This window comes from Sinomonas soli (genome assembly GCF_054782415.1).
In genome coordinates, this window is sequence record NZ_BAAGSN010000016.1 from 153,380 (window position 1) to 166,249 (window position 12,870).

Genomic DNA, 12,870 nt, shown 5'->3' on the forward strand with positions numbered 1-12,870 from the left:
CCCCGCGGGCGGCGGGCTCACGGCTCAAGCGGCGGCCCTTCCGTCCGGTCCGCCGAGGAGCGCGGCCAGTTCCTCGGGCAGGGCCACTTCGACGCGGCCGTCCCGCCACCCCGTGGCCTGCCGCAGGCCGGCGCCCGGACGCCACCAGTAGACGTGCGGGCTCAGGGGCGCCACCTCGGCCTGGGCGAGGACGGCGTTGAGCCCGAGCATCGAGCGGACGCCCTCGTGCGAGACGCTGTCCTCGGTCGCGCTGACGGCGATCATCCTCAGCGCCGGGACGCCGAAGAGGACTCCGAGCGGGCCGGGCTCTCTGCCGAGGTGGGCCATGAGCCGATCCGGGAAGGCCATCCACGATGCCTGGCGCGGATGCTCGGACTCGAGCAGCAGCACGGCAGTCCGATCGCGGACGAAGCCCTCTGCCCTGCTGGGGCCGGCGGCGATCAGGTTGGATTCGGCGGCCGCCCACGCCGCCTCGGGGCCGCCGGCCTTCGCGAGGTGGTCGTCGGCGACGAAGATGGAGGTCTGGTCGTGGCGGATGGCCAGAATCAGGGGAAGCCCTCCCACGTCACGGGCGTAGGAGTGGGCCTCGGCGAGCTGGCCCGGCGGCATCCGCTCCGGTGCGACGAAGCGGGGGAAGAGCCGTTCGCGCAGCGCCGGCCCCGCGTAGCCGAGGCTCCCCCGGGTCCCGCAGCCCTGGACGGCGGCGCCCAGGATCTGGGCGACGACGGCGTCCACCAGCGCGGCCCAGTCCGCTTCGGGCGTCCGCTGCGCCTCGCGGGCGATGGTCGAGAACCCGAGCTGGGCACCCAGACCGGTGAACGGGCCTCCCGTCACGGTCAGGTGTGTCCCGCGGTCCCTGGCCCGGTACCCGCGGCTGCGGACGGCCTGGGCCGCGTGGGCCCTGAGGGCATCGGCCTGGCGCCGGCTGAACTCGGGCAGGTGCGGGTCCCGCGGCCCGTCGTCGCTGCCCGCGGCGGAGGACTCCCACGCCCAGCCCGCGCCCGCGGCCGGCGCTCCGCCGCGGCCTGCCCGATTGCGCTGTCCCTTGCCCATGCCCTGTGCCCCCGTTCGGTGGATTCCGGCGCTCTTCCGGCGCCTTGGTCACGACGCTAGGGAGTGCCGGCGCGGGAGGGGAGCCCGGGCCCGTCCCATGTGGACAATCCGGGCTCCGCGGGGCACCCGGTGGGGCCGCGGCGCGGCTGTAGTCTGGGGGCCATGGCGACGCCCCACGATGCCTGTTGGGCCCGGCCCCCGCATCGGGGCCTGCCCCTGCGTCCGGGGAGCCTGTGGCTGTACGACGTGGCGCGCCGGGTGTTCACCGGCATCCGCGACCTCGCCGGAGTGCGGGTTGTCGCCACGGGCCTCGACGACGTTCCGCCGGGCCAGGTGGTGCTCGCGGTCACCCACTTCGGGTACCTCGACTTCGTCTTCGTCGCCCTGTTGTGGTGGGAGCAGCGGCATGACCGTCTGAGGTTCCTGGTGGGTCCGCGCCCCTACCGCAGCCGCCTGCTCGGTGCCGCGATCTCGGCCTGCGGAGGCCTCGCCGTGGTGGGGAAGCCCGGCCATGCGAGCCTCAAGGCGTCGCTGAGCACCCTGGACGCGGGCTGGAGCATCGCGCTCTTCCCCGAGGCCGGCGTCAGCCGGAGCTTCACCGTGCGCACGTGCCACACCGGAGCGGTGCGGATGGCCCTGCAGACCGGCGTGCCGCTCGTCCCGGTGGGCATCTGGGGCGGGCACCGGATCATGACGCGGGGACACGGGGCGACGACGAGGCGGGGCGCGGGCTCGCTCCGGGCCCTCTGGAAGGCGCCGATCCGGATCCACTTCGGCGCCCCCGTAGACCTCTCCGGGGCCACAGGCCCCGAGGACGCCGGGCGCCGCCTGCAGGCGGCGCTCCAGTCCGCGGTCGACGTCGCGGTGCTCGACTTCCAGCTGGGGCACCCCGCGGGAGCGTGGTGGGTTCCGGCGGCGTTCGGCGGCGGCGCCCCGACCGAGGCCGAGCGGGACATCTGGGACGCCCGCGATGTGATGCGGGGGCTGCGGCCGGACCGCGACAAGATGTAGCCGCGCAGGCCCACCCAGCCGGCCGTCAGTCGCCGACGGTGAGGGTCTCCGGTCCCACCTGCTCTGCCGCGCCCGTCTCGAGCAGGGGATCGACGGCGGCCCGCACGGCTGCCATGGAGTCGTCGACCTCGAGCCGCACCGGGTGCTGGTAGGCGACGAGCGCGAGGAGACCGCGCACGGCGTCCTGCGCGTCGGCCGGATCGAGGCGGACCTCGTGGCCGAGCAGCACCTCGCTCGGCTGCTCGGCGGCGGCACTGGCCGGGCCGGCGTAGCTCACCGCGAAGGCCCGCAGCCGGCCCTTCTTCGACGGCGCCACCCCGGTGCCGAACGCGCTCGTGGCCGGGGCGCGCAGCACCACGGCGCCGTGGGCGCCCGCGGCGTCGGAGAGGAACAGCTGCTGGGCGCGGCCCACGCTGAGCGGGGCGGGCGGGTCCCACTCGTGCACCGCGGTGTAGTAGCGGCCGACGGCGTCGCTCAGCTCGACCGAACCGGTCGCCAGGTCCTCGACGAGCGGGGACGTGTCGTCGCCCAGTCCGCCCTCGGCGGCCGGCCCGTCCCCGAAGACGGGGAGCTTGAGCGCCCCGGGCCGCACCACGACTTCGCGGGAACGCTGGAGCACCCCGAACCCGCGGGCCTCGGCGAACGCAGCCCCCGCGCTTCCGGCCTCGACCTTGGAGCGCAGGCGCGCGGCCCCTCCCGCGGCGGAGGCAGCGCGGGCGGGCGCCTCGGCGGCGGCCGCGCGCAGGCGCCGCAGGAGCTCGGTGCCGACGCCGGCCCGCCGGTGGTCCCGGGCCACCTCGACGTACGTCCAGAGCCGGGCCGGGTGCAGCGCTGCCTCGTAGACGACGCCGGCCGCCACGGGAATGCCCTCGTCCTGGGCCACGACGCACCGGCGCCACGCGATGGCGGGCGACAGCGCGGCGTCGTCCGGACCCGCACCGTCCGAGTCCGGGGCGAAAGCGCCGCGGAACTGCGCCGGCGAGGCGCCCTCGGCGTCACCCCACAGCTGCAGGAGCGTGCGGTCGTCGCCCTCGCGCCAGGGCCGGTAGGTCAGCTGTGCCACGCCCGGGTCACTTCCCGAGCCGCTCGAACAGGTAGCCGGTCACCTTGTCGAGGGAGACCCGCTCCTGGGCCATCGAGTCGCGCTCGCGGATGGTCACGGCCTGGTCCTCGAGCGTGTCGAAGTCCACGGTGATGCAGTACGGGGTGCCGATCTCATCCTGGCGTCGGTAGCGGCGGCCGATCGCGCCGGCGTCGTCGAACTCGATGTTCCAGTGCCGCCGCAGCTCGGCGCCGAGCGCGCGGGCCTTGGGCGAGAGGTCCTCGTTGCGCGAGAGCGGGAGGACGGCGGCCTTGACCGGGGCCAGGCGCGGATCGAGGCGCAGGACGGTGCGCTTGTCCACGCCGCCCTTCGTGTTGGGAGCCTCGTCCTCGGTGTAGGCGTCGACGAGGAACGCCATCATGGACCGGGTCAGGCCGAAGGAGGGCTCGATCACGTAGGGGGTGTAGCGCTCGTTGGTGGCCTGGTTGAAGTAGGCGAGATCGTGGCCGGAGGCCTTCGAGTGGCTCGAGAGGTCGAAGTCGGTGCGGTTGGCGACGCCCATGAGCTCGCCCCACTCGTTGCCCTGGAAGCCGAAGCGGTACTCGATGTCGATCGTGCCAGCCGAGTAGTGGGCCCGCTCGTCCTCGGGGACGTCGAACTTGCGCATGTTCTCGGGGCTGATGCCCAGGTCGATGAACCAGTTCCAGCACGCGTCGACCCAGTGCTTGAACCACGTGTCGGCGTCGGCGGGGGCCGTGAAGTACTCGATCTCCATCTGCTCGAACTCGCGGGTGCGGAAGATGAAGTTGCCCGGCGTGATCTCGTTGCGGAACGCCTTGCCGATCTGGCCGATGCCGAACGGGGGCTTCTTCCGGGAGGTGGTGACGACGTTGTTGAAGTTGACGAAGATTCCCTGTGCGGTCTCGGGGCGCATGTAGTGCAGGCCCTCGGCGTTGTCCACCGGGCCGAGGAAGGTCTTCATGAGGCCCGAGAACATCTGCGGCTCGGTCCACTTCCCGGAGGTCCCGCAGTTCGGGCACGTGATCGAGGCCATGCCCTCCTCAGGGGCGCGGCCCTTCTTGGCCTCGTACGCCTCGATGAGGTGGTCCTGGCGGAAGCGGTGGTGGCACTGCAGGCACTCGACGAGGGGATCGGTGAACGTCGCGACGTGGCCCGAGGCCTCCCAGACCTGCTTGGGCAGGATCACCGAGGAGTCGAGCCCGACCATGTCCTCGCGGCCGCGGACGAAGGTCTGCCACCACTGCTCCTTGATGTTCTCCTTGAGCTCGACGCCGAGCGGACCGTAGTCCCACGCCGAGCGGGAACCTCCGTAGATCTCACCCGCCTGGTAGACGAATCCGCGGCGCTTGGCCAGGGAGACAATCGAGTCCAGTGGGGTCTTGGGTGCCAAGGGGAATCCTCCGAGAGTGTTCAGGCCGCTGGGTGCGGTCCGCCGGGCGTGTGCCTCCAAGCCTACCGGCGGAACTGCCGACGGTCCCACGGCAGCGTCGCCACCACCATCGCCCCGAGCGTGGCGAGGGTCCCGAGCACGGTCGGGAGGGCGATGACGCTGCCGGGCACGGGGGCGGCGGCGTCGAGGGCGAGGGAACCGAGGAGCTGCCCCGCGATCATGCCGAGTCCGGTCAGGAGCACACCGAGGTGCCGGACGAGCACGGCGGCCGCGCCGATGAACACGACCCCGAGCGCGCCCCCCGAGTAGTACCACCAGTCGCCGGGGAAGTCCACGGGCAGCGGCCGGCCGGAGCCCCCGGCGGCGAGCCTGATGCCCCACGCGAGCGCGAGGCCTGCGATGCCCGAGACGAAGTTCATGAGCGTGGCGGCCAGCGGGCTGCCGTACGCGCGGGCGCTGGCGCCGTTCATGGCGGACTGGAAGCTCTGCCCGAAGCCGGCCGCCGCCGGGAGGACGATGACCGCGAGGAGCGCGGCCGGGTCGGAGACGGCGAGCTTGGGGGCCACGGCGTACGCGACGGACGCGAGCGTGAGGACGGTGGCCAGGAGCCGCAGCCCGGTCAGCGGCCTCCGGCGGCCCTGCGCGAATCCCGCCCGGTCCACGAGGAGGCCGCTGATGGTCTGGCCTGTGACGGCGGCGATGGTGAACACGGCGATGCCGAGGACGCCGACCGTGAACGTCTGCGCGACCACGAACAGGGCCCCACTCAGGCCGGCACCGAGGTACCACCAGGGGACGCGGCGCTCCCGCACGGCGGGCACGATCTCGCGGAGCCCGGCCCGGCCGGACGGCAGCAGCAGGGCGACGGCGACGAGGAGCACGAGCCCCGTGGCGAAGCTGGTCACCGCGGCCTCCAGGCCGTCCCCGACCCGGAGGCCGAGCGCGCCGTTCACCCGGCCCTGGGCGGGGATGGCGACGCCCGCGGCGATCGCCGCCGCGAGCCAGACGGGCACGGGGACGCGGGGGGCTGCAGTCACGCGGCTAGCCTAGAGTTGCAGCATGACGCGCCGCGAATCCTCCCGTGCCACTGGCCAGCCCTCGCCCCGGGACGGCGGCGCAGAGGAGACTGTCGAGATCCGCGAGGGAACGATCCGGCTCGGCCAGCTCCTCAAGCTCGCCTCGCTCGTCGACGACGGCGTCGAGGCGGCCGAGCTCATCCGCCACGGCCTGGTGAAGGTCAACGGGGAGATCGAGGAGCGCCGCGGCCGCCAGCTCGCCGCCGGCGACTCGGTGGAGGTCAACGGCCGGCGCGTGCGCCTCGCGACGCAGCCCTGAGGCGCAGCCCCACAGCGCCCGACCCGAGCCCGGGGCGGGCCGCCGCCCGAGCCGGCGGGCCGCCGTCGTGCTTCGCGGAGCTCAGCCCTTGAGGACGGAGAGTTCGAGGAATTCCTTGACGTGGGCGATCTCGGGGGCGCTGACGCTGTGCCCGATCCCCGGGTAGGTGACCTTGGTGAGCTGCACGTGGCTGCGCACCCAGCCCATCGTGTACTCGACCTTGTCCTGGGTGATGACGGGATCGGCCTGGTCGCGGCCCCAGAACATGGGGAGCGTGCCGGTGAGCTCGCCGTCAAGGAAGTAGCCGTACTCGCCTGCGGAGGCACCCGCGGCCGAGGGGTCGATGGCGAAGCCGGAGAGGCCCACCACGGCGGCGAAGTCGTGCGGGCGGCGCCGCACGAGCGAGGTGGCCATCGCCATGCCCATCGAGAAGCCGAGCACGGTCACGGAGCTGTGCCGGCCGCGGACCCCGTCGAGCCAGGCGAGGACGTACTCGGTGGCGGCCTCGACGGCGTCCATGGCAAAGTCCTGCGCGCCCATCAGCGGGAACCACTGGTACGCGCCGGGGGCCAGCTCCTGCGGGGCGCGGAGGGAAGCGACGGTGAACTGCTCGGGGACGTACGGGGCGAGGCCCATGAGGTCCGCCTCGTTGGAGCCGTAGCCGTGGAGCAGCACGAGGAGCGGGGAGCCCTCCCGCTCGTCCTCGGAGCGGTTCCAGAGGGCGACGTGCTCGGGGTAGTGGGCCGGGAAGAGGGCACGCCGGGCGTCGGCGGGGGCGTCAGTCATGCTCACCATTGTGGCACATAGTTGAAACATCAACTATAGGCGCGGCATTTCCTTGCCCCTGCCGATCGTGGAGGGCACCCTGAAAGACCGTTCATGTTACCTGCGCGGCATAATGCAGGCATGACGGTCGAACGCGAGGCCCCAGCAGACATCGGTCTCCCGGAAGGGCGCAGGCACCCGTGGCACCGGTACGTGGCGCTCGGGGACTCGTTCACCGAGGGGATCGGCGATCCCGATCCGGACAGCCCGGGCCGCCACCGCGGCTGGGCCGACCGCCTGGCGGAGGAGCTCTCGCACGGCACCGAGGACTTCGCCTACGCGAACCTCGCCATCCGGGGGCGCCTCCTCGGCCGCATCCTGGACGAGCAGCTCGAGCCGGCGCTCGAGCTCCAGCCGGACCTCGTGTCGATCTCCGCGGGCGGCAACGACCTGCTGCGGCCCGGAAGCGACCCCGACGCCCTCGCGCTCCGGCTCGACGCCGCCGTCGGACGGCTCGCCGATGCCGGCGCCACGGTGCTCCTCTTCAACGGCCCGGACATCGGTTCGACCCCGGTACTCTCCGCGATCCGCGGCAAGGTCGCCATCTACAACGAGAACCTCCGTGTGGTGGCGGCGCGGCACGACGCCGTGGTGGCCGACATGTGGGGCCTGCGCCAGCTCTCCGATCCGCGCATGTGGGACACCGACCGGCTGCACTTCTCCCCCCTCGGCCACCACACCATCGCGATCATGGCGCTCGAGGCGCTCAATGTCCGCCACGGCCTCGAGCCGATGGACCCGAGCCCGGTGCCCGCGCGCACGTGGCGGGCCGCCCGCACCGAGGATCTGGTCTGGGCGCGCGAGTACTTCGTCCCGTGGGTGATCCGCCGGCTCCGCCACAAGTCGAGCGGGGACGGCATCCTCGCCAAGCGGCCGACGGCGGAGCCCGTCTTCGGCGCCGGGGCTCCCCTCGGCTCGGGGGAGCCCAGCTGACCGGTGGCTGCCTGACCGGTGGCCGGGCGCCCCGGCGTCTGCCCAGACGGCCCCCAGCCGGCCCACAGGCTGCGGCGTAGGCTGGTGGCATGAACGGGAACTGGATCTTCTGGGTCGTCATCTTCTGGTGGGTGATCCCGATGGTCATGCGGAAGATGCGCCAGTCCGGACCGGGGACCGGCCGGCCGCCCTACCCGCAGGACCGCCGGAACCAGTACGGGCAGGACCAGTACAGCCAGGGCCAATACGGCCACGGCCAGTACAACCAGGGCCAGTACAACCAGGGCCAGTACAACCAGGGCCAGTACAACCAGGGCCAGTACAACCAGGGCCAGTACAACCAGGGCCAGTACCCGGGATACCCGCAGACGCAGACGCCCCCACCTCCGCCCTCTCCGCAGGGCCAGCTCCCGCAGGGCCAGCTCCCGGAGGGGCAGCGCACGGCGGCGCCGAGCCAGCCGGACGTGCCCTGGTGGCAGCAGCCCCTGCCGCCCGGCTTCCCGGGGCAGCCGGCGCCCCAGCCACGGACGCAGGCCCCGCCGGCGCCCCAGGCCGAGCCGGCACAGCAGTCTCAGGCCGTGCCACGGGCCCCGCGGACTCCGGAGCCTGCCGGCACGAGTGCGCCGGACGACGCCCCGCAGGGCTACCGCGCCAAGAAGCTCGCCGAGCTCGACCGGCAGTTCTCCGACCAGAAGATCTCGCTCGAGGAGTACATGAAGGCGCGCAACGAGGTCATGCGCGGGTGACGCGCCGCAGCAGGAGCGCCTGCACGGGGCACAGGTCCACCGCGTCCTGGGCGGCCGCGGCAAGTCCGCCCGGCACGGGCACGTCGCGCCCGCCGCGGCCCACGGGGTAGCCCCAGTCGTCGCGGACGAGGAGCTCGGGGAGGAGCTCCGCACACAGGCCCCTCCCCTCGCAGCGGGTGAAGTCGACGTGCAGCTCCAGCTGTGTGCGGCTCATCGCTGCCACCCCTGGACGCAGGAGCCGCCGAGGTGCGCGTGGACCTCGTCGCGGAACACGGACAGGGTGCTCCGGACGAAGCCCGCGGCCCCGTCCGGGTGGCGGCACGCCCCGCGTCCGGTGACGAGGCCGGCAAGCCGCTCGGCCTCGGACGCGAGCCACGGGGTGCGCTCGCCCCCGGCGATCCGCTCCACCACCGCTGCCATGGCGGGCAGGCCGAACATGCAGGGGCCGCACTGCTGCGCGGAGCTGTCGGCGAGGTAGCGGGCGATCGGCGCGGCGGCCGCGAGGCCGCACCGGCCCTTCGCGAGCACGAGGAGCACCCCTGCGCCGGGACGGCCGCCGTAGCGGGCGAGGCCCGCCGTCGTCATGGGCCTGTCGAAGCCGCCGCTGGGGACCCATGCACCGTGGAAGCCGCCCACGAGGACGGCGGCGGTGGACGCCGGGTCCGCTCCCCCGGTCTGGAGGATCTCGCGGACGGTCGCGCCGCCGGGGACCTCGAGCACCGCCTCGGCGGGGACGTCCCCGGACAGGCTCACGAGCCGGGTCCCGGGGTCTTCCCTGGTGCCTGTGCTGCGGAACCAGGCGGCCCCGTACCGGGCCACGAGGGCGAGGTGGGCGAGCGTCTCGATGTTGTGCAGGAGCGTGGGCTGCCCGCGGTACCCGCTGCTGCTCAGCCGCACGGTCGTGTCCCTCGGGAGGGCCGGGCCGCCCTCAAGGGCGGAGACCACCGCCGTGGCCTCCCCCGAGATGAACGTCCGGGGTGCCTCGACGAGCCGGACGCGGCGGGCGTCCCGTCGGTCCGCGACGGCGCCGCGGACGGCCGCGAGCGAGTCGGCCGGGGCGTAGAGGAACAGCTGGGAGGCTCCCAGCGCCTCTCCGGCGTCGAGGAGGCCGTCGATCACGAGGTGCGGGGCCCTGCGCAGGAGTGCGGCGTCCTTGCGGCTCACGGGCTCGCCCTCGGCGCCGTTGGCGATGACCACCGGCCGGCGCCCGCTGATGGAGGAGAGCTTGCGCCATGCGGGGAAGCCGGCTCCGCCGCGGCCTGCCAGTCCCGCGGCCTCGAGCTCCGTGAGCAGGGTCCCGCGGGTCCAGTCGTTCCGGCGCGGGCCGTAGGCGGCCTCGTGCGCGGCCCTGCCGGCGCCGGCGGCGGCGAAGAGCCGGCCGGTCCCGAGGGCCGGGAGCCGGACGTCCATCTCGGTGGTCGCTTCCATGGTCCCGTTCCTCTCAGGCACGCCCGAGCCGGGCCGCGGACGTCTCGGCGAACCCGGCGCTCAGGCGCCAGATCACGGCGCAGGCCACGGCGCCGGCGCAGCCCCAGGCGTATGCCTGGAACCAGAGGTCCACGGCGTTGGTCCCGGTGCCGAGAGCGTGGGCCAGGCCGATGGGCCACATGCCGTAGGCGGCCCAGTGGACCGCCCTGAACACCCGCTGGCCGATGCGCTGGCGCAGCAGGCCCGTCACGACGAGGGCGAGGACAAGGTCCAGTGCCACGGTCCCGAGCCCCACCCAGAAGGGGTTCCAGGCGGCGATGAACGGCACCACGACGTCGGGGAGCGCCAGCTTGGCGTGCGGGTCGAGCATGAGGGTGCCCACGTGCAGGGCCAGGAAGACCATGGCGGTCAGGGCGGTGCTGCGGTGGACGAGCGCCACGGAGAAGCGGGGCAGGCCGAGGAGGGTGCGTCCGGAGCGGCTCACGATCCCGAGAACGAGGACGAGGGTGAACAGGCCCAGCGAGACGATGCCGCCGGCCCGTCCGATGGCCCACATGATCTCGTTCATCCGCGCACCCCCGTCATGAGCGCGGGGTCGAGGTCGGGGCGCGGCGCGGGCCAGCCGCCCAGCTCGATCACCCCGCCGTCGTCCCTCACGAGGCGCGCAGGGAGGCCCAGCTCGCGCAGCCGCGCCACCGCGCCGGGTCCGCGCACGATCGCGGCCGTGCTGGCCATGTTGGCGCTCAGGCAGTCGGGGGCGGCGACGGTGACGCTGCGCCACGCGGCGGGGGCGGGGAGCGCGGTCCACGGATCGAGGATGTGGTGCACCCCGGCGCCGCAGCGGCGCTTCTGGGTGCTCGAGGTGGCCATGGCCCACCCTCCGCCCAGGCTGACCTGGGTCGCGGGGTCACCGGGCAGGTCCTGCACGAGGACCTCCCAGGCGGTGCCGCCGGCCGTGGCGATGTCCCCGCCGAGCGAGACGAGGACCGAGGTGCCGAGTTCGTCGCGCACCTGGTGTGCGGCCAGGTCGGCGGCTGCCGCCTTCGCGGTCGCGCCGAGGTCGAGGACGACGCCGCGCGGCACGCTCAGCTCGTTCCCCTCCAGGGTGATCTGCCGCCAGCTCTCGGCCGGGCGGGGCCCTGCCGCGGTGGGCGCCCCTGGGTCCAGGGTGCCGAACCCGAGCGTGGCGAGTTCGCGTCCGAGGGTGGGGACGACGTCGCCCCCGCTGCGTTCGGCCACGTCGAGGGCGGCGCGCAGGAGGTGCGCGAGCAGGGGGCTGACGGTGCCGCCGCCGGCCCGCTGCAGGAGGGCGAGCTCGGAGTCGGCGCGGAAGCTGCTCGCCGCCTCGTCGACGCGGCGCAGGAGTGCCCGGACGCCGGCGAGGGCGGCGGGGAGCGCCGAGGGCTCGGCGACGGCCACACGGCAGGCGCAGGTGAATGCCTCGAAGTCGGCGTGCGCCGCCATGTCAGGAGCCCGACGACTGGCCCATGGGGCCGCCGCCCTGGGACGGCGCGAGGCCGCCCTGCTGGCCGGACTGGTACTGCTGGTAGCGGCTGTGGCGGCTGCCGCCGTTGTTCAGGGGGCTGTTCGTGGTCCCGCCGTCGTCCTGCCCGGTGACGCTGCCCTGGCCCCCGTCTGAGCCGTTCTGGCCGGAATCGTCGGAGCCGCCGGTGTTGGTGACGTTCTGGACCACCGCTGGGACGTAGACGGCGGCGGCGATCGCGCCGACGCCGAACACGCCGCTGGCGCCGACGGCCACAGCGGCCAGACGTGCCCGGCGCCGGCCCGTCTCACGGATGCTCTCGCCCATCAGATCCTCCTCTGGTCTCCTTCCAGCATGGAGGATGCAGATGTGGCTCGGGAGGGAGAAAGCTGTGTGGTTCCTGTGGCTCGGCCGACGGGGTCGCTCCGGCGCGGGGCGTCCCCCGCGCCGGAGTGCTCAGAGCGTGAAGACCCTTCGGCGCAGCTGGGCGCCGAGCTGCCCGATCTCGGTCAGGAATCCGTCGTGGCCGATCTTGGCGTCGATCGAGTGCACCGGGACCTCGCCGGGAAGGGCCCGGGCGAGCTCGTCGCTCTGCTCCGGGAAGTAGAGCCGGTCCGAGTTCACCGAAGCGAGGAAGAACTCCGCCTTGGCTCCGGCGAGCGCCCGCTGCACGCCGCCCCGGCCGCGGCCCACGTCGTGGCTCATGAGCGCCTCGGTGAGCGCCACGTAGCTGTTGGCGTCGAAGCGTCCCGCGAGCTTCTCTGCCTGGTGGTCGAGGTAGCTCTCCACCTGGTAGCGGCCCCGCTCGGCCGCGCCGCCGGGCGCCTCGAGCGGATTCTCGGCGCCCTGGCCGCGGCGGCCGAACCGGAAGTTCAGCTCGGCCTCGGAACGGTAGGAGATGTGGGCGATGCGCCGGGCCAGCCCGAGGCCCGCCACCGGCGCGGGACCGCCGTAGTAGTCGCCGCCGCGGAACGCCGGGTCCTGGCGGATGGCGAGGAGCTGCGCCTGCGCGAGCGCGATCTGCTCTGCGGTCGAGTACGCGCCCATGGCCACGACCACGCAGTGGCGCACCCTGTCCGGGTACATCGCCGCCCATTCGAGGGCCCGGGCGCCGCCCATGGACCCTCCCACCACGGCGTGCCAGCTCCGGATCCCCAGCCGGTCGGCGAGCCGGGCCTCGGCGCGGACCGAGTCGCGGATCGTCACGAACGGGAACCGGGACCCCCACGGGACGCCTTCGGGGTCGAGGCTGCTGGGCCCGGTGCTGCCGTAGCAGCCCCCGAGCATGTTGGCCGCGACGACGAAGTACTTCTCGGTGTCCACGGGCTTGCCCGGCCCCACGAGCGCGTCCCACCAGCCGGGCTCCTCGCCGTGGCCCTGGGCCACGTGCGTGTCGCCGGTGAGGGCGTGCTGGATGAGGACGGCGTTGGAGGCGTCCGCGTCGAGGGTGCCCCACGTCTCGTAGGAGAGCTCGACCTCGGGCAGCGCGCCGCCGGCTTCGAGCTGGAGGGCCCCGACGCCGGCGGTGAGCACGACGCCGTCCTGCCGCGGCGCCGTCGTCCGCTCGCTGCCGCGCGCGGCGGCTGCGCCGGGCAGCCCCGGG

At 74.0% G+C, this 12,870-nt stretch carries 15 protein-coding genes; 4 read left to right on the plus strand and 11 right to left on the minus strand.

Features of this window, described 5'->3' with window-relative positions; all coding sequences use genetic code 11:
- Positions 1 to 24: 24 nt before the first annotated feature.
- Complete coding sequence (locus ACYVKZ_RS16590; protein ID WP_460993365.1) at positions 25 to 1,053, minus strand: hypothetical protein; 1,029 nt, start codon at positions 1,051 to 1,053, stop codon at positions 25 to 27.
- A gap of 162 nt (positions 1,054 to 1,215) precedes the next feature.
- On the opposite strand from ACYVKZ_RS16590, the gene ACYVKZ_RS16595 reads away from it, so the two are divergent.
- Positions 1,216 to 2,064 carry a lysophospholipid acyltransferase family protein gene (locus ACYVKZ_RS16595; protein WP_460993366.1) on the plus strand — a complete coding sequence of 283 codons (849 nt, stop codon included), beginning with the start codon at positions 1,216 to 1,218 and terminating at the stop codon, positions 2,062 to 2,064.
- Positions 2,065 to 2,089: 25 nt separating this feature from the next.
- On the opposite strand, the gene ACYVKZ_RS16600 is transcribed toward ACYVKZ_RS16595, so the two are convergent.
- From ACYVKZ_RS16600 to ACYVKZ_RS16610, 3 genes are all read right to left on the minus strand, one after another.
- Positions 2,090 to 3,127, minus strand: coding sequence for a GNAT family N-acetyltransferase (locus ACYVKZ_RS16600; protein WP_460993367.1), 1,038 nt, complete (start codon positions 3,125 to 3,127; stop codon positions 2,090 to 2,092).
- A gap of 7 nt (positions 3,128 to 3,134) precedes the next feature.
- Positions 3,135 to 4,517, minus strand: a complete 1,383-nt coding sequence (locus tag ACYVKZ_RS16605) for a glycine--tRNA ligase (RefSeq protein ID WP_460993368.1) — start codon at positions 4,515 to 4,517, stop codon at positions 3,135 to 3,137.
- Between the two features lie 62 nt (positions 4,518 to 4,579).
- A complete protein-coding gene (locus ACYVKZ_RS16610) occupies positions 4,580 to 5,554 on the minus strand; it encodes a DMT family transporter (protein ID WP_460993369.1) in 975 nt (324 codons plus the stop codon).
- A 22-nt stretch (positions 5,555 to 5,576) separates the two neighbouring features.
- Here ACYVKZ_RS16610 and ACYVKZ_RS16615 point away from each other — a divergent pair, with 22 nt between their 5' ends.
- The gene (locus ACYVKZ_RS16615; protein WP_460993370.1) at positions 5,577 to 5,852 is read left to right on the plus strand and encodes an RNA-binding S4 domain-containing protein; all 276 of its coding nucleotides are present in this window, start codon (positions 5,577 to 5,579) and stop codon (positions 5,850 to 5,852) included.
- An 81-nt stretch (positions 5,853 to 5,933) separates the two neighbouring features.
- On the opposite strand, the gene ACYVKZ_RS16620 is transcribed toward ACYVKZ_RS16615, so the two are convergent.
- Positions 5,934 to 6,638, minus strand: coding sequence for an alpha/beta hydrolase (locus ACYVKZ_RS16620; RefSeq protein ID WP_460993371.1), 705 nt, complete (start codon positions 6,636 to 6,638; stop codon positions 5,934 to 5,936).
- A 120-nt stretch (positions 6,639 to 6,758) separates the two neighbouring features.
- Here ACYVKZ_RS16620 and ACYVKZ_RS16625 point away from each other — a divergent pair, with 120 nt between their 5' ends.
- Positions 6,759 to 7,610 (plus strand): SGNH/GDSL hydrolase family protein, encoded by an 852-nt coding sequence (locus tag ACYVKZ_RS16625; protein ID WP_460993372.1) that lies wholly within the window; start codon positions 6,759 to 6,761, stop codon positions 7,608 to 7,610.
- 89 nt (positions 7,611 to 7,699) lie between these two features.
- On the plus strand, positions 7,700 to 8,356 hold the full coding sequence (locus ACYVKZ_RS16630; RefSeq protein ID WP_460993373.1) for a hypothetical protein: 657 nt from the start codon (positions 7,700 to 7,702) through the stop codon (positions 8,354 to 8,356).
- Here the strand turns inward: ACYVKZ_RS16630 and ACYVKZ_RS16635 are convergent.
- The 6 genes from ACYVKZ_RS16635 to metX all read right to left on the minus strand — a co-directional run bounded on the left by ACYVKZ_RS16635 (position 8,343) and on the right by metX (position 12,863).
- Positions 8,343 to 8,570, minus strand: a complete 228-nt coding sequence (locus ACYVKZ_RS16635) for a ferredoxin (protein ID WP_307006023.1) — start codon at positions 8,568 to 8,570, stop codon at positions 8,343 to 8,345. The two genes, ACYVKZ_RS16630 and ACYVKZ_RS16635, sit on opposite strands and share 14 nt — an antisense overlap.
- Positions 8,567 to 9,784: an NADH-ubiquinone oxidoreductase-F iron-sulfur binding region domain-containing protein gene (locus tag ACYVKZ_RS16640; RefSeq protein WP_460993374.1), complete on the minus strand. Its 1,218-nt coding sequence runs from the start codon at positions 9,782 to 9,784 to the stop codon at positions 8,567 to 8,569. The genes ACYVKZ_RS16635 and ACYVKZ_RS16640 overlap by 4 nt, the downstream gene beginning before the upstream one ends.
- A gap of 13 nt (positions 9,785 to 9,797) precedes the next feature.
- Complete coding sequence (locus tag ACYVKZ_RS16645; protein WP_460993375.1) at positions 9,798 to 10,352, minus strand: ferric reductase-like transmembrane domain-containing protein; 555 nt, start codon at positions 10,350 to 10,352, stop codon at positions 9,798 to 9,800.
- Positions 10,349 to 11,248, minus strand: a complete 900-nt coding sequence (locus tag ACYVKZ_RS16650; RefSeq protein ID WP_460993376.1) for an FAD:protein FMN transferase — start codon at positions 11,246 to 11,248, stop codon at positions 10,349 to 10,351. Before ACYVKZ_RS16650 ends, ACYVKZ_RS16645 begins: the two co-directional genes overlap by 4 nt.
- Position 11,249: 1 nt before the next feature.
- The gene (locus ACYVKZ_RS16655; RefSeq protein ID WP_460993377.1) at positions 11,250 to 11,594 is read right to left on the minus strand and encodes a hypothetical protein; all 345 of its coding nucleotides are present in this window, start codon (positions 11,592 to 11,594) and stop codon (positions 11,250 to 11,252) included.
- A 129-nt stretch (positions 11,595 to 11,723) separates the two neighbouring features.
- A complete protein-coding gene (gene metX, locus ACYVKZ_RS16660; protein WP_460993528.1) occupies positions 11,724 to 12,863 on the minus strand; it encodes a homoserine O-acetyltransferase MetX in 1,140 nt (379 codons plus the stop codon).
- Between the last annotated feature and the right edge of the window lie 7 nt (positions 12,864 to 12,870).

Coding starts and splice junctions, on each gene's coding strand:
- ACYVKZ_RS16590 (WP_460993365.1), bottom strand. CDS start 1,053: ATGGGCAAGGGACAGCGCAATCGGGCAGGCCGCGGCGGAGCGCCGGCC.
- ACYVKZ_RS16595 (WP_460993366.1), top strand. CDS start 1,216: ATGGCGACGCCCCACGATGCCTGTTGGGCCCGGCCCCCGCATCGGGGC.
- ACYVKZ_RS16615 (WP_460993370.1), top strand. CDS start 5,577: ATGACGCGCCGCGAATCCTCCCGTGCCACTGGCCAGCCCTCGCCCCGG.
- ACYVKZ_RS16620 (WP_460993371.1), bottom strand. CDS start 6,638: ATGACTGACGCCCCCGCCGACGCCCGGCGTGCCCTCTTCCCGGCCCAC.
- ACYVKZ_RS16625 (WP_460993372.1), top strand. CDS start 6,759: ATGACGGTCGAACGCGAGGCCCCAGCAGACATCGGTCTCCCGGAAGGG.
- ACYVKZ_RS16630 (WP_460993373.1), top strand. CDS start 7,700: ATGAACGGGAACTGGATCTTCTGGGTCGTCATCTTCTGGTGGGTGATC.
- ACYVKZ_RS16635 (WP_307006023.1), bottom strand. CDS start 8,570: ATGAGCCGCACACAGCTGGAGCTGCACGTCGACTTCACCCGCTGCGAG.
- ACYVKZ_RS16640 (WP_460993374.1), bottom strand. CDS start 9,784: ATGGAAGCGACCACCGAGATGGACGTCCGGCTCCCGGCCCTCGGGACC.
- ACYVKZ_RS16645 (WP_460993375.1), bottom strand. CDS start 10,352: ATGAACGAGATCATGTGGGCCATCGGACGGGCCGGCGGCATCGTCTCG.
- ACYVKZ_RS16650 (WP_460993376.1), bottom strand. CDS start 11,248: ATGGCGGCGCACGCCGACTTCGAGGCATTCACCTGCGCCTGCCGTGTG.
- ACYVKZ_RS16655 (WP_460993377.1), bottom strand. CDS start 11,594: ATGGGCGAGAGCATCCGTGAGACGGGCCGGCGCCGGGCACGTCTGGCC.